Source organism: Pseudomonas sp. 11/12A (genome assembly GCF_000800055.1).
GTDB classification, from domain to species: domain Bacteria; phylum Pseudomonadota; class Gammaproteobacteria; order Pseudomonadales; family Pseudomonadaceae; genus Aquipseudomonas; species Aquipseudomonas mohnii.
The window spans coordinates 5,162,993-5,184,354 of sequence record NZ_JUGV01000001.1 but is presented as its reverse complement, the minus strand read 5'-3'; the positions used below and the strand labels follow the sequence as shown (position 1 = coordinate 5,184,354).

The following is a 21,362-nucleotide window of genomic DNA, read 5'->3' as shown; positions in this document are numbered from 1 at the left end:
CGATCCAACTGGATCGCCCTTTTTCATGTGCACTGTGAACGATTATGCGTGCTGCCTGGATAAACGTGTTGCCCTCAGGTTTTTCGCGAGCAAGCTCGCTCCTACAGGGCTCTAGCGGACGCTGAGGACGATGTCGACCCGGGTCAGCCATTCCGCTTCGATGGCGAAATCGGCCTGGGTCAGTTGGTTTTCGTCCAGCCAGTTTTCCGGGAACACCACTTCCAGGCTGTTGCCATTGGCATTCAGTTCCACCTGAGGCATTTGCTGGGTGCCGCGGATGTGATGGAACAGGATCGCGAAGCGCAGCAGCACGCACAGGCGAATCAGCTTGATGCCGTCATCGCCGAAATCGGCAAACTTGTCCTTGGGAATGTTGCGTCGGTGGCCGCGCACCAGCAGCGCGAGCATCAATTGGTCTTCGCGGGAGAAGCCGGCCAGGTCCGAGTGTTCGATCAGGTAGGCGCCATGCTTGTGGTACTGGTAGTGGGCGATGTCCAGACCCACTTCATGGACCTTGGCGGCCCAGCCGAGCAGTTCGCGCCAGACACCGTCTTCCAGATCCCAATCCTTGGCCACCTGATCGAACGCATGCAGGGCCTTGCGCTCGACCCGCACCGCTTGTTCCAGATCGACGTGGTAGCGCTCCATCAGCGAGGTAAGGGTGCGCTCGCGCACGTCTTCGTGATGATGGCGACCCAGCAGGTCGTAGAGCACGCCTTCACGCAGCGCGCCTTCACAATGGTCCATGCGTTGCAGTTCGAGGGCGTCGAAAATGGCTTCGAGAATCGCCAGGCCGGCCGGGAAAATGGCGCGACGGTCCGGTTTGATGCCTTCGAAGTCGATTTTATCGACGTCGCCGAGCTTGATCAGTTTGCGCTTGAGCCAGGCCAGGCCCTCGGCGTTCACTTCCCCCGTGCCGTGACCGCCCGCCTTCAGCGCCAGGCCGATGGCGCGGATGGTGCCCGAGGAGCCGATGGCTTCATCCCAGGTCAGGCGATGCAGGGCGTGTTCGATGCTCATGATCTCCAGCCGCGCCGCCGTGTACGCCTGGGCGTAGCGGGCCGGGGTGATCTTGCCGTCCTTGAAGTAGCGCTGGGTGAAGCTGACGCAGCCCATCTGCAGGCTTTCGCGCAGCAGGGGTTCGAAACGCTGGCCGATGATGAACTCGGTACTGCCGCCGCCGATGTCGGCCACGAGGCGTTTGCCCGGGGTGTCGGCGAGGGTGTGGGAGACGCCCAGATAGATCAGGCGCGCTTCTTCACGGCCGGAAATGACTTCCACCGGATGGCCGAGTATCTTTTCGGCGCGGTGGATGAATTCAGCCCGGTTGCGGGCTTCGCGCAGGGCGTTGGTGCCAACAATGCGCACGGCGCCCAGTGGCATACCGTTTATCAGTTGGGCGAAGCGTTTCAGGCAATCGAGTCCGCGCTGCATCGATTCTTCGCTGAGCTTGCGCTCCTCGTCGATGCCGGCCGCCAGCTGAACCTTCTCCCCGAGACGTTCGAGAATGCGGATCTCGCCGTTCTGGGCCTTGGCCACGACCATGTGAAAGCTGTTGGAGCCCAGGTCGATTGCGGCGATCAAGGACAGATTCTTGGCTTGGGATTGCGGCATGGTCAGGCTCTCGGTCGATAACCCTGCCATCGTGCCACGATCAAAGGCTGCCGCCAACGCGCAGTGATCAAAGCGTTGATCCTGCGCATACCTGTGGCGAAGGGGTAGGCCCCCTCGCCACAGATAGTTCAACCAGCCGCTTCCACCGTCCCGATGAAATTCGCCAGCTCCGCCGTCTGCGGATTGGCGAACAGCACTTTCGGATCCCCCACTTCATGCACCTTGCCCTGATGCATGAACACCAACTTATCCCCAACCTCCCGGGCAAAGCGCATTTCGTGGGTGACCATGATCAGCGTCATGCCCTCCCTGGCCAGTTGCCGGACCACGCTGAGCACTTCGTTGACCAGCTCCGGGTCCAGCGCCGAGGTGATTTCATCGCACAGCAGTACTTTCGGTGACATCGCCAGCGCACGGGCAATCGCCACGCGTTGTTGCTGCCCACCGGACAGTCGATCAGGGAAGGCATCGAATTTCTCTCCCAGCCCGACGCGTTCCAGCATCTGCCGCGCCAGCTCGGCGGCCTTGGCTTTCGGCACTTTCTGCACCACTTGCGGCGCGAGCATCACGTTTTCGCCCACCGTCAGGTGCGGGAACAGGTTGAACTGCTGGAACACCATGCCGACTTTTTGCCGCAGGCTGCGCAGGTCCGCGCGGGCGGCGTCGAGGTATTCGCCGTCGACTTCGATGACGCCGTCGTTGATCGATTCCAGACCGTTCAGGGTGCGCAGCAGGGTCGATTTACCCGAGCCGCTGCGCCCGATGATTGCCACCACCTGGCCTTCCTCGACACTCAGGTCGATGCCTTTGAGCACATGGTGATCGCCGTAATATTTATGCAGGGCGGAAATTCTAAGCAGAGGCATGCAGTCTCCTTTCCAGGTAGCGCGCACTGAGGGACAAGGGGTAGCAGAGCAAGAAGTAGCCGAGGGCGACGAGGCCGTAGACCATGAACGGTTCGAAGGTGGCGTTGGCGAGCATGCCGCCGGTTTTGGTCAGCTCGGTGAAGCCGATGATCGAGGTCACGGCGGTGCCTTTGACCACCTGCACCGAGAAGCCCACGGTCGGCGCCACGGCGATGCGCAGTGCCTGCGGCAGGATGACGTAGCGCAACTGTTCAAGCCGGCTCAGCGCCAGGCTGGACGAGGCTTCCCACTGGCCGTTGGGGATGGACTCGACGCAACCACGCCAGATCTCCGCCAGATAAGCGCTGGTGAACAGGGTCAAGGCTAGCGCTGCTGCCGCCCACGGCGAAATCTCCACCCCGGCCAACGCGACGCCGAAGAACACCAGAAACAGCTGCATCAGCAGCGGCGTGCCCTGGAACAGTTCGATGTAGGTGCGGGCGAAATTGCGTGGCAGGGGATTGTCCGAGATGCGCATCACCATGATCAGCAGCCCGATCAAGCCGCCACCGATGAACGCCACCAGTGATAGCGCCAGCGTCCATTGCAGGCCTGTGAGCAGATTGCGCACGATGTCCAGGAAGGTGAAATCGCTCATCGGCTGCTCCTTGCGCTGTTTCTTGCGACAAACCGATGACCGATCCAGTTGAGCAACTGGCGGATCAGCAGGGCCATGCACAGGTAGATCAGCGTGGTCAGGGCGTAGGTTTCAAAGGCGCGGAAGTTGCGCGACTGAATAAAGTTGGCGGCGAAGCTCAGCTCTTCGGTAGCGATCTGCGAACACACCGCCGAACCGAGCATGACGATGATGATCTGGCTGCTCAGGGCCGGCCAGACCTTGCTCAGCGCCGGCAACAGCACCACGTGACGGAACGCTTCGAAGCGCGTCATCGCCAATGCCGCCGCGGCTTCCAGTTGACCCCGTGGAATCGCCTGAATGCCGGCGCGGATGATCTCGGTGGAGTACGCGCCCAGGTTGATCACCATCGCCAGCACCGCGGCCTGCCATTCGGAAATCTGCAGGCCCAGCGACGGCAGGCCGAAGAAGATGAAAAACAGCTGCACCAGGAATGGCGTGTTGCGGATCAACTCGACATAGACGCCGAAAATCCCGGCGAACGGGCGGATGTTCCACGCCCGCACCAACGCGCCCACGATGCCGATACTCACCCCGAGCACCGCGCCGATGGCCGTCAGCTCAAGGGTGAACAGCGCACCGCGCAGCAGCAGATCGGTGTTTTGCACCACCGGCAGGAAATCGAACTGATAAGCCATATAGGGGCTCCTGCACGCAGAGTCAGAGGTCGGCCGGCAGCGGTTCTTTCAGCCAGGTCAGGGCGTTTTTCTCCAGGGCGCCATCGCCCTTGGCGGTGACGAGGATCTGGTTGACCTTGTCCAGCAGTGCCGGCTCGTTCTTGTTCACGCCGACATAGACCGGCGAATCCTTGAGCTTCACTTTCAACGCCGGCACGCGTTTCGGGCTTTTCTCGCTGATCGCCACCATCACCACGTTGCCGCTGGCGATCAGGTCGACCTGACCGGCCAGGTAAGCGGCGATGGTCGAGTTGTTGTCCTCGAAACGCTTGATGGTCACGCCTTCGGGGGCGACCTTGGTCAGTTCGATGTCTTCGATGGCGCCACGGGTGACGCTGATGGTTTTGCCCTTGAGATCGTCCAGGCTCTTGACGTTGGCGTCTGGCGGGCCGAACACGGCCAGGTAGAACGGCGCGTAGGCCCGGGAGAAGTCGATGACTTTTTCACGTTCGGGATTCTTGCCGAGGCTGGAGATCACCAGGTCAACCTTGCCGGTGGTCAGGAACGGGATCCGGTTGGTGCTGTTGACCGGCGTCAGCTCGAGTTTGACCTTGAGCTGGTCGGCCAGCAGCTTCGCGGTGTCGATGTCGAGGCCCCGTGGCTTCATGTCCGGGCCGACTGAGCCGAAGGGCGGAAAGTCCTGAGGCACGGCGACTTTGAGGACGCCACGCTTGAGCACATCTTCCAGGCCGTCGGCGTGGGCGGGTGCCTGGCTCAGCATCAGGCTGGCAAACAGGGCAGCGAGTAGGGCGCTGTAACGCTGGATCATGGCAAATCTCCGAATCGGCTAGGAGTAATTTCTGCGATTCGACAGAGCACGGGGCATGCCAATATAGGGTTTTCCGGCTGCCAGGCCGCGGTTTTACTGGTGTGGCAAGGTCTTACTGGTCTGAACAGTCAGGTGTTGTTTCGCACCTCGATGGCGCATCTGTGAAAATCGCCGAACCCCCATGGGGCACGACTTGCCGGACGCCGTGAATAGCTTTACAACTACCCGCACATTGGCCTGGTTCGTCTGGAAAACCATGAATTCGATCTCCCGCGCCGTACCTGAAGTGGCGCTGCAAGCCATCCGCAAACTGATCACCGAACAGGGTTTCGGCCCGGGCGATGCCTTGCCCTCGCAACGGGACCTGGCGGTGCAATTGGGGGTCAGTCGGGCGTCTTTGCGCGAAGCGTTATCGTCGCTCAGTGCGCTGGGGGTCATCAGCATCCAGCCGGGTAAAGGCGTGTTCGTGCAGTCGCCCGTGGAACTGCCGCGAGGCGAGGGCGCGCCGAGCTGGCCGTTCGCGGCCCAGGCTTCGCCGCTGGATATCTTTCAATTGCGCTATGCGCTGGAGGGGTTCGCTGCGGGGCTGGCTGCCGTGACCTTGAGCACCGATGAGCTTGATGTGCTGGAAGATAATGTCGCCGCCATGCGCAACGAACTGAAGGCCGGGGACTTTGAGGCCGCGGCGCGCCTGGACTTCGAATTCCATCGGCGCATTCTGCTCGCCAGCGGCAACCAGGCGATGCTGAGCATCCTGACCGCCAGTGCCGACATCTTCCTGGAAAGCCAGAAACTACCGTTCATCCGGGCCGAGCGGGCCATGGAGACCTGGCAGGAGCACCGTAAAATCCTTCGTGCGCTGGCCCGGCGGGCCTCGGGCGCCGCCCAGAAAGCCATGCATGAGCATGTGCGCAATGCCGCCCTGCGCACTGGAATCGCTTTCGTCGCTCCCGCCATGACGTGACTTGGGCTATACCCAAACTCATGTATCACCATAGCGAGACTCAATCATCTGCGGCTTCCTGAACACGGGAAGGGCGGCTATGATGGGCCACGTTTTTGCTTACAACCCCGGAGAATTCCATGAGCAGCGATCTTATCAAACACGTTAGCGACGCTAGCTTCGAGGCCGACGTACTCAAGGCTGAAGGCGCTGTACTGGTCGATTACTGGGCTGAATGGTGTGGCCCTTGCAAAATGATCGCTCCTGTTCTGGACGAAATTGCCGAGACTTACAAAGGCAAGCTGACCGTTGCCAAACTGAACATCGACGAAAACCAGGAAACCCCGGCCAAGCATGGCGTGCGTGGCATTCCGACCCTGATGCTGTTCAAGAACGGCAACGTTGAAGCGACCAAGGTCGGCGCGCTGTCGAAGTCGCAGTTGGCGGCCTTCCTCGACGCCAACATCTAAGCGTCGATGTCGTGTTATTGAAAAAGGCCCCGCAAATTGCGGGGCCTTTTTCGTTGCTGAGGGCTAGACGCTCCGAAACTCAGGTGTTACATTCGGCCCCGCACTGGTTTCTCCAGTGCCCCCTGCTAGCCGTCGCCGACGCTCTCCTTTTCGAATAAGTACGCGATCCTGTCGCCTTCTCTGCGGCGCGGCCTCATTAAGCCAAAAGCTTAATTTCCCCCCTCCATAAATGATTACGTCATTCCTATATGAATCTGACTGAACTCAAGCAAAAGCCGATTACCGAACTGCTCGAATTGGCCGAACAGATGGGCATAGAAAATATGGCCCGTTCGCGCAAGCAGGACGTGATTTTCTCCCTGCTGAAAAAGCACGCGAAAAGCGGCGAGGAAATCTCCGGTGATGGCGTGCTGGAGATTCTCCAGGACGGCTTCGGCTTTCTCCGCTCTGCAGACGCCTCTTATCTCGCCGGCCCAGACGATATCTACGTCTCGCCGAGCCAGATCCGTCGCTTCAACTTGCGCACCGGTGACACCATCGTTGGCAAGATCCGTCCTCCGAAGGAAGGCGAGCGTTATTTCGCGCTGCTCAAGGTCGATACGATCAACTTCGACCGTCCGGAAAACGCGAAAAACAAGATTCTCTTCGAGAACCTGACCCCGCTGTTCCCGACCGTGCGCATGAAGATGGAAGCCGGTAACGGTTCCACCGAAGACTTGACCGGTCGTGTCATCGACCTGTGCGCCCCGATCGGCAAAGGCCAGCGCGGTCTGATCGTTGCACCGCCGAAAGCCGGTAAGACGATCATGCTGCAGAACATCGCCGCCAACATCGCGCGCAACAATCCTGAAGTTCATCTGATCGTGTTGCTGATCGACGAACGTCCGGAAGAAGTCACCGAAATGCAGCGCACCGTGCGCGGCGAAGTGGTTGCCTCGACGTTCGACGAGCCGCCAACCCGCCACGTGCAGGTTGCCGAGATGGTGATCGAGAAGGCCAAGCGCCTGGTCGAGCACAAGAAAGACGTGGTGATCCTGCTCGACTCCATCACCCGTCTGGCCCGTGCCTACAACACCGTGATCCCGAGCTCCGGCAAGGTGCTGACCGGTGGTGTCGATGCCCACGCCCTGGAGAAACCGAAACGTTTCTTCGGTGCCGCACGGAACATCGAAGAAGGCGGCTCGCTGACCATTATCGCCACCGCACTGGTTGAAACCGGTTCGAAGATGGACGAAGTGATCTACGAGGAATTCAAAGGCACCGGCAACATGGAACTGCCTCTGGATCGCCGTATCGCCGAAAAACGCGTCTTCCCGGCGATCAACATCAACCGTTCCGGCACCCGCCGCGAAGAGTTGCTGACCGCAGACGACGAGTTGCAGCGCATGTGGATCCTGCGCAAGCTGCTGCACCCGATGGACGAAGTGGCTGCCATCGAGTTCCTGATCGACAAGCTGAAAACGACCAAGACCAACGATGAGTTCTTCTTGTCGATGAAGCGCAAGTAAGTCGGTCAGGTCTGCAGAAGCCGGGGAAACCCGGCTTTTTGCTATCTGATTTTTGATCAAACGCCAGTTCGTGGTTCTGAACCGAAGGGTTCGGCGCTAAACTGCCAGCCCCCGAACGCCACGGCCAAAACGAGGCTCACGCATGCAGTATCGCGACTTGCGCGACTTTATCAGCGGCCTGGAACAGCGCGGAGAACTCAAGCGCATCCAGGTTCCGGTGTCCCCTGTGCTGGAAATGACCGAGGTCTGTGACCGTACGCTACGTGCCAAGGGCCCGGCACTGTTATTCGAAAAACCAACCGGTTACGACATTCCAGTGCTCGGCAACCTGTTCGGGACGCCTGAGCGCGTCGCACTGGGCATGGGCGCGGAAGCGGTCAGCGAGCTGCGCGAAATCGGCAAGCTTCTGGCGTTCCTCAAGGAGCCCGAGCCGCCGAAGGGGCTGAAAGATGCCTGGTCCAAGCTGCCGATCTTCCGCAAGATCATCTCGATGGCGCCCAAGGTCGTCAAAGATGCCATTTGCCAGGAAGTGGTCATTGAAGGCGACGATGTCGATCTTGCCATGTTGCCGGTACAGACCTGTTGGCCTGGCGACGTTGCCCCGCTGATCACCTGGGGCCTGACCGTCACCAAGGGCCCGAACAAGGATCGCCAGAACCTCGGTATCTATCGCCAGCAAGTGATTGGCCGCAACAAGGTCATCATGCGTTGGTTGAGCCATCGTGGTGGCGCGCTGGATTACCGTGAATGGTGCGAGAAGCATCCGGGCCGGCCGTTCCCGGTAGCTGTGGCCCTGGGCGCCGATCCCGCGACCATTCTCGGCGCCGTGACCCCGGTGCCCGATAGCCTCTCCGAGTACGCCTTCGCCGGCCTGCTGCGCGGCAACCGAACCGAACTGGTGAAGTGCCGTGGCAACGACCTGCAAGTACCGGCCACGGCTGAAATCATCCTTGAAGGCGTGATCCATCCAGGCGAAATGGCGGACGAAGGTCCGTATGGCGACCACACCGGCTACTACAACGAAGTCGACAGCTTCCCGGTGTTCACGGTCGAGCGCATTACCCACCGCGTCAAGCCGATTTACCACAGCACCTACACCGGGCGTCCACCAGATGAGCCGGCGATCCTCGGGGTGGCGCTGAACGAAGTATTCGTGCCGATCCTGCAGAAGCAGTTCCCGGAGATCACCGATTTCTACCTGCCGCCTGAAGGTTGCTCGTATCGCATGGCCGTCGTGACCATGAAGAAGTCGTATCCGGGCCACGCCAAGCGGGTAATGCTCGGCGTCTGGTCGTTTTTGCGACAGTTCATGTACACCAAGTTCGTTATCGTCACTGACGACGATATCAACGCACGGGACTGGAACGACGTGATCTGGGCCATCACCACGCGCATGGACCCCAAGCGCGACACGGTGATGATCGAAAACACGCCGATCGACTACCTCGACTTCGCCTCTCCGGTGTCCGGTCTGGGCTCGAAGATGGGACTCGATGCCACGCATAAGTGGCCGGGCGAAACGACGCGGGAGTGGGGTCGGGTCATCGTCAAGGACGAAGCCGTGACCAAACGGATCGATGCCATCTGGAATCAGTTAGGAATAGATTGATGCGTGTAACTTTGCAGCCCTCCGGAGCAGTGCTGGATATTCTGCCCGGCGAGCGGATTCTCGATGGCGCACGCCGTCTGGGTTATGAATGCCCGCAAAGCTGTCGTAACGGTAATTGCCACGTGTGTGCCGCGCTGCTGGTGGAAGGGCGTGTCGAACAGGACGGCGGTGTGCGCGACCATGGCGAGTTCTACACTTGCATAGCAGAGCCGCTGGAAGACTGCATCGTGCTGTGGGATGGCGTGCTCGCGCTGGGAGAATTGCCGGTGCGCAGTCTTTCGTGTCAGGTCATCAGTTGTACCGACGTCGGCGGTGATACCTGGCGGGTCCGACTGCGGGCCCCGGCCGGCAAGCCGCCGCGCTATCATGCGGGCCAGTACCTGATGATTCATCGGGACAACGGCGAAAAGTCGTCCTTTTCCCTGGCCTCGGCCCCTTCCTCCGGGCGTGATCTGGAAATCCACGTGCTGGCGCGTGAAGCCAGTGCGCTAAACCTGATCAAGCAACTGCAACGCGACGCGATGGTGCGGATCGACATGCCGTTCGGCGACACGCACCTGGCCGAGTTGCCGGACGGCCCATTGGTATTGATTGCCGCAGGCACCGGCATGGGCCAGGTCCACGGCCTGATCGAACATTGTCGCGCCACCGGCTTCAAGCATCCTGTGCATTTGTATTGGGGGGTGCGTCGTCCCGAAGACTTTTATCAAATCGAGCATTGGGACGAATGGCTGAAGTTGCCCAACCTGTTCCTGCATAAAGTCGTTAGCGATCAATGCGGATGGCAGGGGCGCTGCGGCATGTTGCATGAAGCCGTCTGCGAAGACTTTCCCGATCTCAAGGCGCTGCACGTGTACGCCAGTGGCTCGCCGGCGATGGTCTACGGCACGCTGGATGCGCTGGTCGAGGCCGGGATGGACGCTCATCAGATGCGCGCCGACGTATTTGCGTACGCGCCGCGATCTTGATCCGCGCTCTTGAGCCGCGATCTTGATCCGCGATTTTGATCGCCGCCCGGCAAGCCTTTTCTAGAAGCGTATGCCCGTCGTCACCATGGCCGCGTTGGCGCCGAGGAACACCAACTCGGCGGCCAGCGGGCCGTAGTGCGCGCCAATGGATGGAATGATCACCGGCGCAATGCCGAAGTGGTTGAGCGGAATCTTGTCCTTGTACTGGCCGCTGTAGCCCTGGAGCAGCCCGGCGGTCACTTTCAGATACACCGGATACTCGGTGCTCTCATAGCGTTTACCGGCATAGGCATAGTTGGAGCGCTGGCGGAACGAGTTGCGAAAAGTTGCCCCGCCAAATACCCAGCCAGACGCTTGATTACGTTCAATGCCAATCAGGTCCTGATTGTTATTGTGGTCGGGATCAGGCGAGTAATGTTTGGTGTAGACGCTGGTCTGCGCATACCAGAAGCCTTTGTCTTGTTGTGCGTCATCCGTCGCCATTACATGGCTGGCCTGGACCATCAACAATACGGCGAAAAGCCCCGACTTTCTCATCATCCAGCCTCTGTTAAACGGTATGGCTTACGCCTGAGGAGGCGTTATACGTGGGCGTCCGGCAACGGGGAAGGCAGAAAATCCGAGAGTTTAGTAGGAAATTTCCTGCGCGTTATGAACGTGCCCTGAACAGATCGAAGGCTTATGCATATGTCTTTCAGGTATTTAAGTCATTCTGAAAATAGTATTAGGCTATATAAAACGGGATGGCTGCGGTGATTGCCGATATTTAGTGGTATCACGAGTGTCATACATCTCTTAGCACTTTTCGTTTTACGGTTACTGCTATATGTTCTATGAAACGAAATTTGCTACATCTTGTAATACTTGTGGGGCCGAACACTTCCGCCATGACAGCCATTGAATCGACTCTTCTGAATCTGGCTTACCCTCCGCGGCTCGATCTGGGGCCGCAGCTCACTCACGAACAATTGCTCAGCTCGATGCAGTCGACCATGGCACGCCACAAGGGCGGCCCGGTCTGGTTGTTCGCGTATGGGTCACTGATCTGGCGTCCCGAATGCACGGCGGTTGAGCGGGTTCGCGGGCGGGTGCACGGCTACCATCGCGGCTTGTACCTGTGGTCCCACGAACATCGCGGCACGCCGGAAATGCCTGGGCTGGTGTTTGGCCTGGATCGTGGCGGCTCTTGCAGTGGCTTTGCCTACCGACTGCCGGAAGAGCAATTGGAGGCCTCGCTGTATGCGCTCTGGAAAAGGGAAATGCCTTTTCCGTCCTATCGTCCGCACTGGCTCAACTGCCGCCTTGAAGACGGCAGCCAGGTTCAGGCGTTGGGATTTGTCCTGGAGCGTCACCTGCCCAGTTATGCCGGTAACTTGCCGGATCACGTGCTCAGTCATGTGTTCGAAAACGCGTGCGGGCGCTACGGCACCACTCGCGATTATGTCGAGCAGACCGCCCACGCCCTGCGCAGCCATGCCATGCCCGATCGGAATCTGGAAGCGCGACTCAAGCGCTGCAAGGCAAAGTCTGATCAGGCGGATGCACCGCCGATGTGAGCGGGCGCAGGAAACATTACCTGCACACCCGCTTCGTTGCTTTAGAGCTACGAGTGAATAGGCCAGAACAACCTCGTCAGTTGTTCTGGCCTTTTTTGTGTCCGGTGAAGGCTCAGCGAACCTGCACCACCACTTTCCCGACCGCCTTGCGCTGGCCGAGGTCATTGATGGCCTGTGCGGCGTTGCTCAGCGGGTAGACCTGCGATACCAGTGGCTTCAACTTGCCTTCGGCAAACCAGCCGAACAATTGCTGGAAGTTCGCCGCATTGTCCTGTGGCTGACGCTGGGCAAATGAGCCCCAGAACACGCCGACCACGGCGGCACCTTTAAGCAGGGCAAGGTTTACCGGCAGTTCGGGGATGCGTCCGCTGGCGAAGCCCACCACCAGCAGGCGACCATTCCAGGCGATGGTGCGGATGGCCTGGTCGAACAGGTCGCCGCCCACCGGATCGTAGATCACGTCGGCGCCCTGGCCATCGGTCAGGCGTTTGATTTCGTCCTTGAGGCTGGTTTCGCTGTAGTTGATCAGTTCATCGGCACCGGCGGCCTTGGCCACGGCGAGTTTTTCGGCGCTGCTGGCGGCGGCGATGACCCGGGCGCCCATGGCTTTGCCGATTTCCACGGCGGCCAGACCGACACCGCCGGAGGCGCCGAGTACCAGCAAGGTTTCACCCGGTTGCAGGTTGCCCCGTTGCTTGAGCGCATGCATCGAGGTGCCGTAGGTCATGCTGAAGGCGGCGGCGGTGTTGAAGTCCATGGAAGGCGGGATGGGCAGCACGTTGTAGCCCGGCACCGCGACCTGTTCGGCGAAGCTGCCCCAACCGGTCAGGGCCATGACCCGGTCACCGACCTTCAGGTGGCTGATCTTTTCGCCCACCGCGCTCACCACGCCAGATGCCTCGCCCCCTGGGGAAAACGGGAAGGGCGGTTTGAACTGGTATTTGCCCTCGATGATCAGCGTGTCCGGGAAATTCACCCCGGCGGCGTGCACGTCCAGCAGGATTTCGTTCTTCTTCGCGACAGGACTGGCGACGTCTTCCAGCACCAGCGATTCGGCAGGGCCGAAGGCTTTGCACAGCACGGCTTTCATCAGGGCTATTCCTTTGGGAGTGATGGCCGATAAGTGTAGGTGTGTGAGTCGAGGGGTCAACAAGCATGCCCGGCCCTGATAGTCAGCCATAAGCTTGTGCTTGAGCGGCGGGTCGTTATGCTAGGCCGCAAACCGGATAAGGAGTGAATTGTGAAAGCGTGGATCGTGTTGATGCTGGCCCTGTCTCTGCCTGTGGCAGCGGTGGCCGAAGAGGCAAAAGAAGGTGAGGCTCCGAAGGTCAACTACATCACCCTCAGCCCGCCGTTCGTGGGCAACTATGGGTTGGACGGTACGCCGAAGCTCAAGGTCTACAAGGCCGACGTGGCATTGCGCGTGACCGGTGACGAGGCCACCAAAGCGGTGAAAGCCAATGAACCGCTGATCCGCAATCAACTGGTGGCGCTGTTCGCCCAGCAGACCACCGAGACGATGAATAACGTCGAAGCCAAGGAAAAATTGCGTCAGGAAGCCCTGAAGCAAACCCAGCAGGTCATGACTGACGAAACCGGCAAACCGGTGGTCGAGGATCTGTTGTTCAACAACCTGATCATCCAGTAACGCCGGATCTACAGGCGCTGGGTTACTGGTGATCGCGCCTTCGGGTGCGCGATCACCAGCCAGCCATGGGGCTGGCAGGAGCATCGTTTCAGGACGCCAGGCTCTTTCGAAACCGCATCAGCGCGATCGCAAAGAACAGCAGGCCGATGGCGGTGAGCGCGAGCAAGTCCGGCCACACCACGCTCAGCCCCGCATCGCGAAACAGGATCGCGGCGCTAAGGCTGACGAAGTGTGTCGACGGCGAACCCTGCATCACCCACTGCAACCACTGCGGCATGCTGTCGAGCGGCGTACTGCCGCCGGACAGCAGCAGCATGGGAATGATGACCGGAATGGCCAGCAGACCGAACTGCGGTGTCGAGCGGGCCAGGGTCGCGAGAAAAATCCCCAGTGCCGTACTGGCGAACAGATAAACGGCCGTCACCATCAAAAACAGGCTCATGGAACCGGCCAGCGGTACGCCGAGCGCGCCTTTGACGATCACTTCCAGTGAAATCCAGGTGCACACCACGACGACGAGCATGTTGCTCCAGATTTTCGCCAGCATGATCTCCAGCGCCGTCAGCGGCAGCACCAGTAAATGGTCGAGGGTGCCGTGTTCGCGCTCACGCAGCAGAGCTGTGCCGGTGAGGATGATGGCGAGGATGGTGATGTTGTTGACGATCTGAATCACGGCCAGGAACCAGCCACCTTCCAGATTCGTATTGAACAGCGAACGGGTGGTCAGCAGGATGGGGGTCTGGCTGGCGGGATCGCTCTGACCACTGTAGGTGACCAATTCACGCTGGAATATCCGCCCGATGTAACCGGCCCCCATGAACGCCTGGCTCATGGCCGTGGCATCGACGTTCACTTGCACCGCAGGCTGGCGACCGGCCAGCAAATCGGTCTGAAAATTCGCCGGCACGTTGATCACAAAGGTGTACCGGCCACTGTCCAGGACTTGATCGAGTTGCCCATAAGGCAGCGCTACAGGGTGCTGAAACTCTGGTGGTTGCAGGGCCTGGGCCAGTTGTCGTGACAGGTGGCTGTGATCTTCGTCCACCATCGCCACGCTGGCGTTGTGCACGCCGATCACCGAGCCGGCCGCCGGCATATAGATCGCCACGGTGAAGGCGTAGAACAGAAAGACCAGCAACACGCTGTCGTGCCGCAGGCTGGTCAGCTCCTTGATGCCCAGACGCAAGATGTGAGCGAGCTTGTGCATCAGGCCTCCTGCTTTTTCAGCATGATCAGGCTCAGCCCGGTGAACCCGAGAAAGAACCCGAACAGCGCCAGGCATTGCGGCCACAGCTGCCGCAGGTCCAGCGCTTTGGTAAACGTGCCGACGGTGATATCGAGGAAATAACCGGCCGGAAACAATATCCCCATCACCGCCGCCGCACCCTCAAGGGAGGAGCGCGGCACGATCAGCCCGGAGAACTGTATGGTCGGCAGACTGGTGATGATCATGGTGCCGAGGATCGCGGCGATCTGGGTGCGGGTGAATGCCGAGATCAACAGGCCCATGCTGGTCGTCGCCAGTACATACAGCAGTCCGCCGAAGGCCAGGGTGAGCCCGCTGCCCTTGAAGGGGACGCCGAACAGCCAGCGGTTCATCGCCGTCAGCACGGCCAGATTGATCAGGCTGATCGCCAGATACGGCGCCTGTTTGCCCAGCAGGAACTCCAGTCGGGTCAGTGGCGTGGCGTAAAAGTTGGTAATCGATCCCAGTTCTTTCTCCCGCACGATCCCCAGGGCCGTCAGCATGGCCGGGATGAACGCGAGGATCAGCGCCATCACCCCGGGGCCGATGGCGTTGACGCTGACCACGTCCTGGTTGTAGCGGAATCGGGTTTCCAGTTTGGCCGCTGCGGGGGCATTCCGTGCGCGACTGCTCTGTTCGGCCAGTCGTTCCAGGACTGACTGGTGCACCGCTTCCACGTAGTTACGGCTGGTCTCGGCACGAAACGGCATGCCGCCATCCAGCCAGGCTGCTACGACGGGCTGACGTCCGGCGTACAGGTCGCGACCAAAACCCGGCGGGATCTCCAGCGCGAGTTTGATTTCCGAGCGTTGAAGGCGTCGGTGCAGTTCTTTCGTGTCGTGGATGGGGGATTGTTCGGCAAAGTAGCGAGAGCTGCGAAACGCCTCCAGATAGGTGCGACTTTGCGGCGTCTGGTCTTGATCGAATACGGCGAACGCGAGTTTTTCCACGTCCAGCGAAATGCCATAGCCGAAGATCACCATCATGAAAATGGCCCCGAGCATGGCAAAGGCCATTCGCACTTTGTCGCGCAGCAACTCCTTGCCTTCGCGGGTGGCCACGGCCACCAGGCGCCCGACACTGAAACTGCGCTCCTTCATCGGCTTGGCCGGTGTGACAGGTGCAGGGTCCGGGGCGGGCGGAGCCGGTGTTTCGGGCGCTCCCTGAGCCTGTTCCAGGCAGGTCACAAACGCCGCTTCCAGCGTTTCGCCGTTGAACTGTTGTTGCAGCGCTGCCGGGGTGTCGCAGGCCAGCACCTTGCCAGCGTGCATCAGCGAAATGCGGTCACAGCGCTGGGCCTCGTTCATGAAGTGGGTAGAGAGGAAAATCGTCACGCCTTGTTCGCGCGACAGTTCGATCAGCAGTCGCCAAAAGTCGTCCCGCGCCGCCGGGTCGACGCCGGAAGTGGGTTCGTCGAGGATCAGGACTTCCGGACGATGCAGCACCGCGACGGCCAGCGACAGCCGTTGGCGCAAGCCCAAAGGCAAAGCGCCGGATTGTTGGTCGGCCACGCCGCCCAGGTTGAAGCGCTGGATCAGTTCGTCGATGCGCTGGACGCTATCGGCCTTGGGCAAATCGAACAGGCGGGCGTGCAAGTCGAGGTTTTGTCGCACGCTGAGCTCGCCATACAGCGAGAAGCTCTGGGACATGAAGCCGACCCGTTTTCGCGTGGCCAGATCCTTGGCGTTCACCGGATTACCCAGCAACGTGGCGCTGCCTTCGCTGGCCGGCATCAGTCCGGTGAGGACTTTCATGGTGGTGGTTTTGCCGCAGCCGTTGGAGCCGAGGAAACCGAAAATTTCGCCGCGACCGATGGCGAAGCTGACTTTGTCCACGGCGGTAAAATCGCCGAAGCGCAGGGTCAGGTCGTGGGCCTCGATGGCAATGTCGGTGGTGGAGCCGGGCCGGGGGGGAATCACCAGTGGCTGGTTGTCGTGGCCACTGTCGCCCTGGAAATGGGTGAACGCCTCGTCGAGTTTGCCGCCGGGCGTGACGGCCGCCAATTCGCTGCTCAGGCCCGTCGCGATCAAACGACCGCCGTCGAGCATCAGGCAATGTTCGAATTGCTCGGCCTCTTCCATGTACGCGGTAGCCACCAGCAGTGTCAGTTGCGGGCGTTGACGCCGTACATCGTCCACCAGTTCCCAGAAGCGCCGCCGGGACAAGGGATCGACGCCTGTGGTCGGTTCGTCGAGGATCAGCAGGTCCGGCTCGTGGATCAGCGCGCAGCAGAGGCCAAGCTTTTGCTTCATGCCGCCAGACAGTTTGCCGGCCGGGCGATCGGCGAAGCGCAACAGATCGGTGGCCAACAGCAAGCTGTGCCTGCGCTGGTCGCATTCGGCTTTTGACAGGCCGAACAGCGTGGCGAAAAATTGAATGTTCTCGCTGATCGACAGCTCGGGGTACAGGTTGCCGCCCAGGCCTTGAGGCATGAAGGCGATACGCGGGTAGAGGCTATTGCGATGGCGACGATCCTGGATCGAGCCGCCGAGCACCTCCAATTGCCCTTGTTGCAGGGTTTTAACGCCCGCGATCAAACCCAGCAAACTCGACTTGCCTGCACCGTCCGGTCCGATCAGGCCGCAGCGTGTGCCGGTCGGCAGACTGAAGCTGATGTCGGTCAGGGCCTGCTGTTTGCCATACAGGTGGTTGATGCCGGTGGCTTGCAGCGCCAGGCCGTTCATTGCAGTTTGGCCGGCCAGTCAATCGGTGCGGTGCGCACATAACCGGCACCGGGCATGCCCGGCTTGGCCTGGGGCAGGGCGCCTGGATCGGTCAGGCGCAGTTTGACGCGGAACACCAGTTTTTGCCGTTCGTCACGGGTTTCGACTTCCTTGGGAGTGAATTGCGACTTGGCGGCGACGAAATTGATTTTGGCCGGCAGCGGGCGGTCGGGCAGGGCATCGAGCAGGATTCGCGCATCATCGCCAACCGCCAGGCGTCCGGTAACGGAGGCAGGAAGGTAGAGGTTCATGTACTGGTCGCTGGGGTCTATCAGCAACAGCACGCGCCCGCCGGCACCCAGTACCTCGCCGGGTTCGGCCATGCGCAACTGGACTACCCCGTCAATGGGCGCGCGCAGGCTGGCGTCATCAATTTCGCTGGTCAACATCGCCACTTGGGCCTGGGCCGCACCAATCGTCGCCCCGACCGCCGAGACCTGGGCTCTGGACGCGGCGACTGCAGCGACGCCGGTGTCCAGGCGCGCCTGTTGTTGATCGACGATCTGGCCACTCACGAAACCGTGTTTGATCAATTCCTGAGAGCGCTTGAGTTCCTGTTGAGCCAGCAGTTGTTCGCTCTGGCGCAGTTGCACGTTGGCCTGGGCGGCGGAAAGGTTTTCCCGGGCACGCAACACCTCGGCTTCAGCCTGGTTGCGCTGTGCTTCGAGGGTGCGGGTATCCATGCGGGCCAACAGTTGGCCCTTGGTGACCTTGTCGCCTTCATCGACGAGCACCTCTGCCAGTCGTCCGGGTGTCTTGCTGGCGATCTGTACTTCGGTGGCTTCGAGGCGGCCATTGCCGACGTACAAGCCTTCAGGCAACCGATCATGCATTGACTTCCAGTAACCGAAGCCTCCGGCGGCCATCAGCAAAACCATCAACGAGCTGGCGAAGAAAATCGAAGAGCGACTGTGTGTAGACATGCGGGCATCCTGCGACTGTTGCGTCCTAGTCTGACTGATCGAGCACCGAGGCGATTTGATACCCGTCAACTGAGGGACAAGACTAATCTGATTGGCCAGGCAAATGGGGGGCGATCGGCGCTTTCTGCTTTATTTAACGTAAATCGAGCACTGCCGCCCATTGCTCGGCAGTCACCGGCATCACTGATAACCGACTGCCTTTCTGCACGAGTGGCAGTTGCGCCAATGCGCTTTGCTGTTTCAGGTAATCGAGCTTCAACACCCTGGAGAACGTCTCGACATGGGCGACATCGATTGCGCTCCAGGCGTTTTTCTCCGCGGTTGCCTTTGGATCGTAATAATGACTTTCAGGCTCCAGTGCCGTGGGGTCCGGATACGCCGCTTCGACAATCTTGCCAATCCCGGCAATCCCCGGCTCGGGGCAGCTGGAATGGTAGAAGAAGAACTCGTCCCCCACTGCCATGGCCCGCAGGAAATTACGCGCCTGATAATTGCGAACCCCGTCCCAGCGAGCTTTGCCGAGCTTCTCCAGACCTTTGATCGAGAGTTCGTCTGGCTCGGATTTCATCAGCCAATAGGCCATGTTTTTTGCTCCTTGCGAGGTGAGTGGACAGGTGGTCCGGCCATTTTATGACAAACCGACAGTCGGTTGACGTCAGCGTTTGCGTGCCGGTTCACGTTGTCGCAAAATGCCGGCCTTTAAAGCTTGACGCTGCTGCACGGCCAACAAACGGAAACCGCTGCTGTCATCGTGTTGATGTGCCTTTGGGGGGCAATCGATGAAACGCAAACCGGATTTACTATGGATTTTGGTTATTTTGTTCGGCCTTGGGGTCGTGACCACCGGCTATGCCCAAAGCCTGTGGACCAACAAGACCGATGCACCGGTCGAGGTCGCACCGTTGCAACAACAGTCGACCGCTTTCAAACGCTGAACCTGTCTTTCGACGCCGCTGATCCCGGTGGCGTCTAGCCTGCGTAATACCAGGCCTTGTCCGTCACCGTTCCCTGCAACGGCACATCCCAGCTCGCCTGAGCCAAGCGCTCGACCTTCTGACATTCGTGGGCCAGTCCCAGTAGCGTCGGCTTGCGCCAGTCATGACGGCGGGCCAGATAAGCCAGGCTGCGATCATAGAAGCCGCCGCCCATGCCCAGGCGTCCGCCAACATCGTCAAACCCCACCAACGGCAGCAGCACCAGGTCCAGCGCCCAGACTTTGCGTTGTCGGGCGAGGTTATGCCTGGGTTCGAGAATCCGGAAGCGATTGGGTTTGAGTTTTTCGCCGGGGCGAATGCGCTGGAACACCATTTTGGTTCGCGGCCAGGCGCTGAGCACCGGCAGATAGGTGGCCTTGCCCCGACGCTGGGCGGCACGCAGCAGCAGGCGCGGATCGATTTCACCGTCGGTGGGCAGGTATAGAGAGATGTGTCTGGCGCGGCGAAACAGCGGTTGCTGGGCCAATTGCTTGTACAGCCCGCGAGCGGCCTGGCGCTGCTGACTGGCTGTCAGTGCGCGGCGGGCCTTGCGCAGCATGCGTCGAAGTTGCGGGCGGGGAAGCAGCGCAGGTTCGGTCATGGATTCGGGCTTCAGCAGATCGGATACGTGAAGCGTACCCGTAAAAACGCCGATGCCGGTATTAAAACCGGCATCGGACTGCAATCAGGCTCCCCGGGTGAACCGCTGTCGACTTAGCCCTTGAACCCGAAAGTTCAAGGTGGAAGATGCAGTAGGCTTTAAGGCTTTCCGTCTAGCGGACATGCACACCAGCCCAACGTGCAACCTCCAGGGTATAGCAAATCGGCTCAGGGACATCGCCAACTGGCAAGCACCCCAGGGAGTGTTGGGAGTATACCGCAAGCGTTGGCGCGAATCAGCCTTTGGTGACGTCCGGATCGGTCGACAGCACCAAATCGACACGATCGAGCAGGTCTCGCACCTGTTCGCGGGTCGAGCCGCTGGCCTGAACATCCGGGCGTTCTTCCTTGTGCAGCAGGTCGTGTGTGATGTTCAACGCGGCCATGACGGCAATGCGATCGGCGCCGATGACTTTGCCGCTGCTGCGGATTTCACGCATCTTGCCGTCCAGGTAGCGAGCGGCGCTCACCAGGTTGCTGCGTTCTTCCTGGGGGCAGATGATCGAATATTCTTTATCGAGGATCTGCACGGTGACGCTATTGCTTGAACTCATGAGTCTTGCTCCAGGGCCTTGAGGCGCGAAATCATCGATTCGACCTTACGCCGGGCGATTTCGTTTTTTTCAATGAGGTGAGCGCGTTCCTCGCGCCAGGTCTTTTCCTGAGCTAGTAAGAGTCCGTTTTGGCTCTTTAGTTGCTCGACGCGGGTAATCAGCAGTTCGAGTCTGGCCATCAGCGCTTGCAGGTCGGTGTCTTCCATTGTCTTCACTGTCTGATGGGGGGCGAGCTGTAAGGAGCGAGCTTGCTCGCGATGGTCGCCAACGTTACCGCTGGGTCCCTGACACCCTATGGCGTTCTCGGGATCATCGCGAGCAAGCTCGCTCCTACAGAGGAGTCGATGTAGGATACAAGGCCTTCATTCTAGACATAGCGCCGTCTGGCGCCTAGCTACCCATGCCCATTCAGAATTCCCCGTACCAAGCCTTCGCCACCCTGCTGACATCCAGCGGTCATAACGTCTCGCCTGCCGAATTGCACGGCCTGCTGCTCGGCCGCAGTTGCGCCGGTGCCGGTTTTGATGTCGAAGGCTGGCTGATCGATGCCGCCGAGCTGCTGGAAACCGAGCCACAGGACAACGTCCGCAATGCCTTGATCGGCCTGCAAGAGATGGTCAAGGGCGAACTCACCGGCGACGACGTGACCGTCGTTCTGCTGCTGCCAACCGATGAGACCCCGCTTACCGAACGTGCCGCGGCACTGGGTCAGTGGTGTCAGGGTTTCCTCAGCGGTTTCGGCCTGAACTGCCGCGACAGCAGCATGCTGAGCACTGAGGCGACCGAGGTGCTGCAGGATCTGGCGGCGATTTCCCAAGTGCAGGATGCTCTGGAAGAATCCGACGACGGTGAAAGCGACTACATGGAAGTCATGGAGTACCTGCGCGTCGCGCCGCTGCTGCTGTTTTCCGAAACAAGGAAGCCGGACGCGCCTGCTGCCGCCAAACCGTCGCTGCACTGATCAACGCCAGGGAACGC

The 21,362-nt window shown here is 60.2% G+C and carries 23 protein-coding genes and 1 other RNA gene; 9 read left to right on the top strand and 15 right to left on the bottom strand.

Going from position 1 to position 21,362, the window contains the following annotated elements; all coding sequences use genetic code 11:
* Positions 1–111 precede the first annotated feature (111 nt).
* From ppx to GQ39_RS23875, 5 genes are all read right to left on the bottom strand, one after another.
* Positions 112–1,614 (bottom strand): exopolyphosphatase, encoded by a 1,503-nt coding sequence (gene ppx, locus GQ39_RS23895; protein WP_047539137.1) that lies wholly within the window; start codon positions 1,612–1,614, stop codon positions 112–114.
* Between the two features lie 128 nt (positions 1,615–1,742).
* Positions 1,743–2,480, bottom strand: coding sequence for an amino acid ABC transporter ATP-binding protein (locus GQ39_RS23890; protein WP_047534868.1), 738 nt, complete (start codon positions 2,478–2,480; stop codon positions 1,743–1,745).
* A complete protein-coding gene (locus GQ39_RS23885; RefSeq protein ID WP_047534865.1) occupies positions 2,467–3,117 on the bottom strand; it encodes an amino acid ABC transporter permease in 651 nt (216 codons plus the stop codon). Before GQ39_RS23885 ends, GQ39_RS23890 begins: the two co-directional genes overlap by 14 nt.
* Complete coding sequence (locus GQ39_RS23880; RefSeq protein ID WP_047534862.1) at positions 3,114–3,794, bottom strand: amino acid ABC transporter permease; 681 nt, start codon at positions 3,792–3,794, stop codon at positions 3,114–3,116. Before GQ39_RS23880 ends, GQ39_RS23885 begins: the two co-directional genes overlap by 4 nt.
* A gap of 22 nt (positions 3,795–3,816) precedes the next feature.
* Positions 3,817–4,602: a transporter substrate-binding domain-containing protein gene (locus GQ39_RS23875; protein ID WP_047534861.1), complete on the bottom strand. Its 786-nt coding sequence runs from the start codon at positions 4,600–4,602 to the stop codon at positions 3,817–3,819.
* A 256-nt stretch (positions 4,603–4,858) separates the two neighbouring features.
* Here GQ39_RS23875 and GQ39_RS23870 point away from each other — a divergent pair, with 256 nt between their 5' ends.
* The 5 genes from GQ39_RS23870 to GQ39_RS23850 all read left to right on the top strand — a co-directional run bounded on the left by GQ39_RS23870 (position 4,859) and on the right by GQ39_RS23850 (position 10,100).
* A complete protein-coding gene (locus GQ39_RS23870) occupies positions 4,859–5,566 on the top strand; it encodes a FadR/GntR family transcriptional regulator (RefSeq protein ID WP_047534860.1) in 708 nt (235 codons plus the stop codon).
* A gap of 119 nt (positions 5,567–5,685) precedes the next feature.
* On the top strand, positions 5,686–6,015 hold the full coding sequence (gene trxA, locus GQ39_RS23865; RefSeq protein WP_003206727.1) for a thioredoxin TrxA: 330 nt from the start codon (positions 5,686–5,688) through the stop codon (positions 6,013–6,015).
* 248 nt (positions 6,016–6,263) lie between these two features.
* On the top strand, positions 6,264–7,523 hold the full coding sequence (gene rho / locus GQ39_RS23860) for a transcription termination factor Rho (protein ID WP_017845130.1): 1,260 nt from the start codon (positions 6,264–6,266) through the stop codon (positions 7,521–7,523).
* 142 nt (positions 7,524–7,665) lie between these two features.
* A complete protein-coding gene (gene ubiD, locus GQ39_RS23855) occupies positions 7,666–9,132 on the top strand; it encodes a 4-hydroxy-3-polyprenylbenzoate decarboxylase (RefSeq protein WP_047534836.1) in 1,467 nt (488 codons plus the stop codon).
* Positions 9,132–10,100 (top strand): CDP-6-deoxy-delta-3,4-glucoseen reductase, encoded by a 969-nt coding sequence (locus GQ39_RS23850; RefSeq protein WP_047534833.1) that lies wholly within the window; start codon positions 9,132–9,134, stop codon positions 10,098–10,100. The genes ubiD and GQ39_RS23850 overlap by 1 nt, the downstream gene beginning before the upstream one ends.
* Before the next feature lie 60 nt (positions 10,101–10,160).
* Here GQ39_RS23850 and GQ39_RS23845 read toward each other — a convergent pair whose 3' ends face one another.
* The gene (locus GQ39_RS23845; protein ID WP_047534831.1) at positions 10,161–10,637 is read right to left on the bottom strand and encodes a hypothetical protein; all 477 of its coding nucleotides are present in this window, start codon (positions 10,635–10,637) and stop codon (positions 10,161–10,163) included.
* A 350-nt stretch (positions 10,638–10,987) separates the two neighbouring features.
* Here GQ39_RS23845 and GQ39_RS23840 point away from each other — a divergent pair, with 350 nt between their 5' ends.
* Positions 10,988–11,656: a gamma-glutamylcyclotransferase gene (locus GQ39_RS23840; RefSeq protein WP_047534829.1), complete on the top strand. Its 669-nt coding sequence runs from the start codon at positions 10,988–10,990 to the stop codon at positions 11,654–11,656.
* A gap of 112 nt (positions 11,657–11,768) precedes the next feature.
* Here GQ39_RS23840 and GQ39_RS23835 read toward each other — a convergent pair whose 3' ends face one another.
* Positions 11,769–12,746: an NADPH:quinone oxidoreductase family protein gene (locus tag GQ39_RS23835; protein ID WP_047534826.1), complete on the bottom strand. Its 978-nt coding sequence runs from the start codon at positions 12,744–12,746 to the stop codon at positions 11,769–11,771.
* A gap of 150 nt (positions 12,747–12,896) precedes the next feature.
* On the opposite strand from GQ39_RS23835, the gene GQ39_RS23830 reads away from it, so the two are divergent.
* On the top strand, positions 12,897–13,304 hold the full coding sequence (locus GQ39_RS23830) for a flagellar basal body-associated protein FliL (protein WP_047534823.1): 408 nt from the start codon (positions 12,897–12,899) through the stop codon (positions 13,302–13,304).
* Positions 13,305–13,392: 88 nt separating this feature from the next.
* Here the strand turns inward: GQ39_RS23830 and GQ39_RS23825 are convergent, their stop codons facing one another.
* The 4 genes from GQ39_RS23825 to GQ39_RS23810 all read right to left on the bottom strand — a co-directional run bounded on the left by GQ39_RS23825 (position 13,393) and on the right by GQ39_RS23810 (position 18,779).
* Positions 13,393–14,511 carry an ABC transporter permease gene (locus tag GQ39_RS23825; protein ID WP_047534820.1) on the bottom strand — a complete coding sequence of 373 codons (1,119 nt, stop codon included), beginning with the start codon at positions 14,509–14,511 and terminating at the stop codon, positions 13,393–13,395.
* A complete protein-coding gene (gene rbbA, locus GQ39_RS23820; RefSeq protein ID WP_047534815.1) occupies positions 14,511–17,234 on the bottom strand; it encodes a ribosome-associated ATPase/putative transporter RbbA in 2,724 nt (907 codons plus the stop codon). Before rbbA ends, GQ39_RS23825 begins: the two co-directional genes overlap by 1 nt.
* Positions 17,231–18,196: an HlyD family secretion protein gene (locus tag GQ39_RS23815; protein ID WP_047534812.1), complete on the bottom strand. Its 966-nt coding sequence runs from the start codon at positions 18,194–18,196 to the stop codon at positions 17,231–17,233. The genes rbbA and GQ39_RS23815 overlap by 4 nt, the downstream gene beginning before the upstream one ends.
* A gap of 133 nt (positions 18,197–18,329) precedes the next feature.
* Complete coding sequence (locus tag GQ39_RS23810; RefSeq protein WP_047534809.1) at positions 18,330–18,779, bottom strand: EVE domain-containing protein; 450 nt, start codon at positions 18,777–18,779, stop codon at positions 18,330–18,332.
* Between the two features lie 196 nt (positions 18,780–18,975).
* Between GQ39_RS23810 and GQ39_RS33065 the strand changes: the two genes are divergently transcribed.
* Entirely contained in the window at positions 18,976–19,131 is a 156-nt protein-coding gene (locus tag GQ39_RS33065) for a hypothetical protein (protein WP_090466451.1), read from the top strand.
* 34 nt (positions 19,132–19,165) lie between these two features.
* On the opposite strand, the gene GQ39_RS23805 is transcribed toward GQ39_RS33065, so the two are convergent.
* The 4 genes from GQ39_RS23805 to GQ39_RS23795 all read right to left on the bottom strand — a co-directional run bounded on the left by GQ39_RS23805 (position 19,166) and on the right by GQ39_RS23795 (position 20,590).
* Entirely contained in the window at positions 19,166–19,771 is a 606-nt protein-coding gene (locus tag GQ39_RS23805) for a 5-formyltetrahydrofolate cyclo-ligase (RefSeq protein WP_047539134.1), read from the bottom strand.
* 86 nt (positions 19,772–19,857) lie between these two features.
* A non-coding RNA gene (gene ssrS / locus GQ39_RS31805) (6S RNA) lies at positions 19,858–20,036 on the bottom strand.
* Positions 20,037–20,066: 30 nt separating this feature from the next.
* Positions 20,067–20,384, bottom strand: a complete 318-nt coding sequence (locus GQ39_RS23800; protein WP_007899404.1) for a cell division protein ZapA — start codon at positions 20,382–20,384, stop codon at positions 20,067–20,069.
* Positions 20,381–20,590 carry a TIGR02449 family protein gene (locus GQ39_RS23795; protein WP_007982902.1) on the bottom strand — a complete coding sequence of 70 codons (210 nt, stop codon included), beginning with the start codon at positions 20,588–20,590 and terminating at the stop codon, positions 20,381–20,383. Before GQ39_RS23795 ends, GQ39_RS23800 begins: the two co-directional genes overlap by 4 nt.
* A 194-nt stretch (positions 20,591–20,784) precedes the next feature.
* Here GQ39_RS23795 and GQ39_RS23790 point away from each other — a divergent pair, with 194 nt between their 5' ends.
* Positions 20,785–21,345, top strand: coding sequence for a YecA/YgfB family protein (locus GQ39_RS23790; RefSeq protein WP_047534790.1), 561 nt, complete (start codon positions 20,785–20,787; stop codon positions 21,343–21,345).
* Positions 21,346–21,362 lie beyond the last annotated feature (17 nt).

Coding starts and splice junctions, on each gene's coding strand:
- ppx (WP_047539137.1), bottom strand. CDS start 1,614: ATGCCGCAATCCCAAGCCAAGAATCTGTCCTTGATCGCCGCAATCGAC.
- GQ39_RS23890 (WP_047534868.1), bottom strand. CDS start 2,480: ATGCCTCTGCTTAGAATTTCCGCCCTGCATAAATATTACGGCGATCAC.
- GQ39_RS23885 (WP_047534865.1), bottom strand. CDS start 3,117: ATGAGCGATTTCACCTTCCTGGACATCGTGCGCAATCTGCTCACAGGC.
- GQ39_RS23880 (WP_047534862.1), bottom strand. CDS start 3,794: ATGGCTTATCAGTTCGATTTCCTGCCGGTGGTGCAAAACACCGATCTG.
- GQ39_RS23875 (WP_047534861.1), bottom strand. CDS start 4,602: ATGATCCAGCGTTACAGCGCCCTACTCGCTGCCCTGTTTGCCAGCCTG.
- GQ39_RS23870 (WP_047534860.1), top strand. CDS start 4,859: ATGAATTCGATCTCCCGCGCCGTACCTGAAGTGGCGCTGCAAGCCATC.
- trxA (WP_003206727.1), top strand. CDS start 5,686: ATGAGCAGCGATCTTATCAAACACGTTAGCGACGCTAGCTTCGAGGCC.
- rho (WP_017845130.1), top strand. CDS start 6,264: ATGAATCTGACTGAACTCAAGCAAAAGCCGATTACCGAACTGCTCGAA.
- ubiD (WP_047534836.1), top strand. CDS start 7,666: ATGCAGTATCGCGACTTGCGCGACTTTATCAGCGGCCTGGAACAGCGC.
- GQ39_RS23850 (WP_047534833.1), top strand. CDS start 9,132: ATGCGTGTAACTTTGCAGCCCTCCGGAGCAGTGCTGGATATTCTGCCC.
- GQ39_RS23845 (WP_047534831.1), bottom strand. CDS start 10,637: ATGAGAAAGTCGGGGCTTTTCGCCGTATTGTTGATGGTCCAGGCCAGC.
- GQ39_RS23840 (WP_047534829.1), top strand. CDS start 10,988: ATGACAGCCATTGAATCGACTCTTCTGAATCTGGCTTACCCTCCGCGG.
- GQ39_RS23835 (WP_047534826.1), bottom strand. CDS start 12,746: ATGAAAGCCGTGCTGTGCAAAGCCTTCGGCCCTGCCGAATCGCTGGTG.
- GQ39_RS23825 (WP_047534820.1), bottom strand. CDS start 14,511: ATGCACAAGCTCGCTCACATCTTGCGTCTGGGCATCAAGGAGCTGACC.
- rbbA (WP_047534815.1), bottom strand. CDS start 17,234: ATGAACGGCCTGGCGCTGCAAGCCACCGGCATCAACCACCTGTATGGC.
- GQ39_RS23815 (WP_047534812.1), bottom strand. CDS start 18,196: ATGTCTACACACAGTCGCTCTTCGATTTTCTTCGCCAGCTCGTTGATG.
- GQ39_RS23810 (WP_047534809.1), bottom strand. CDS start 18,779: ATGGCCTATTGGCTGATGAAATCCGAGCCAGACGAACTCTCGATCAAA.
- GQ39_RS33065 (WP_090466451.1), top strand. CDS start 18,976: ATGAAACGCAAACCGGATTTACTATGGATTTTGGTTATTTTGTTCGGC.
- GQ39_RS23805 (WP_047539134.1), bottom strand. CDS start 19,771: ATGACCGAACCTGCGCTGCTTCCCCGCCCGCAACTTCGACGCATGCTG.
- GQ39_RS23800 (WP_007899404.1), bottom strand. CDS start 20,384: ATGAGTTCAAGCAATAGCGTCACCGTGCAGATCCTCGATAAAGAATAT.
- GQ39_RS23795 (WP_007982902.1), bottom strand. CDS start 20,590: ATGGAAGACACCGACCTGCAAGCGCTGATGGCCAGACTCGAACTGCTG.
- GQ39_RS23790 (WP_047534790.1), top strand. CDS start 20,785: ATGCCCATTCAGAATTCCCCGTACCAAGCCTTCGCCACCCTGCTGACA.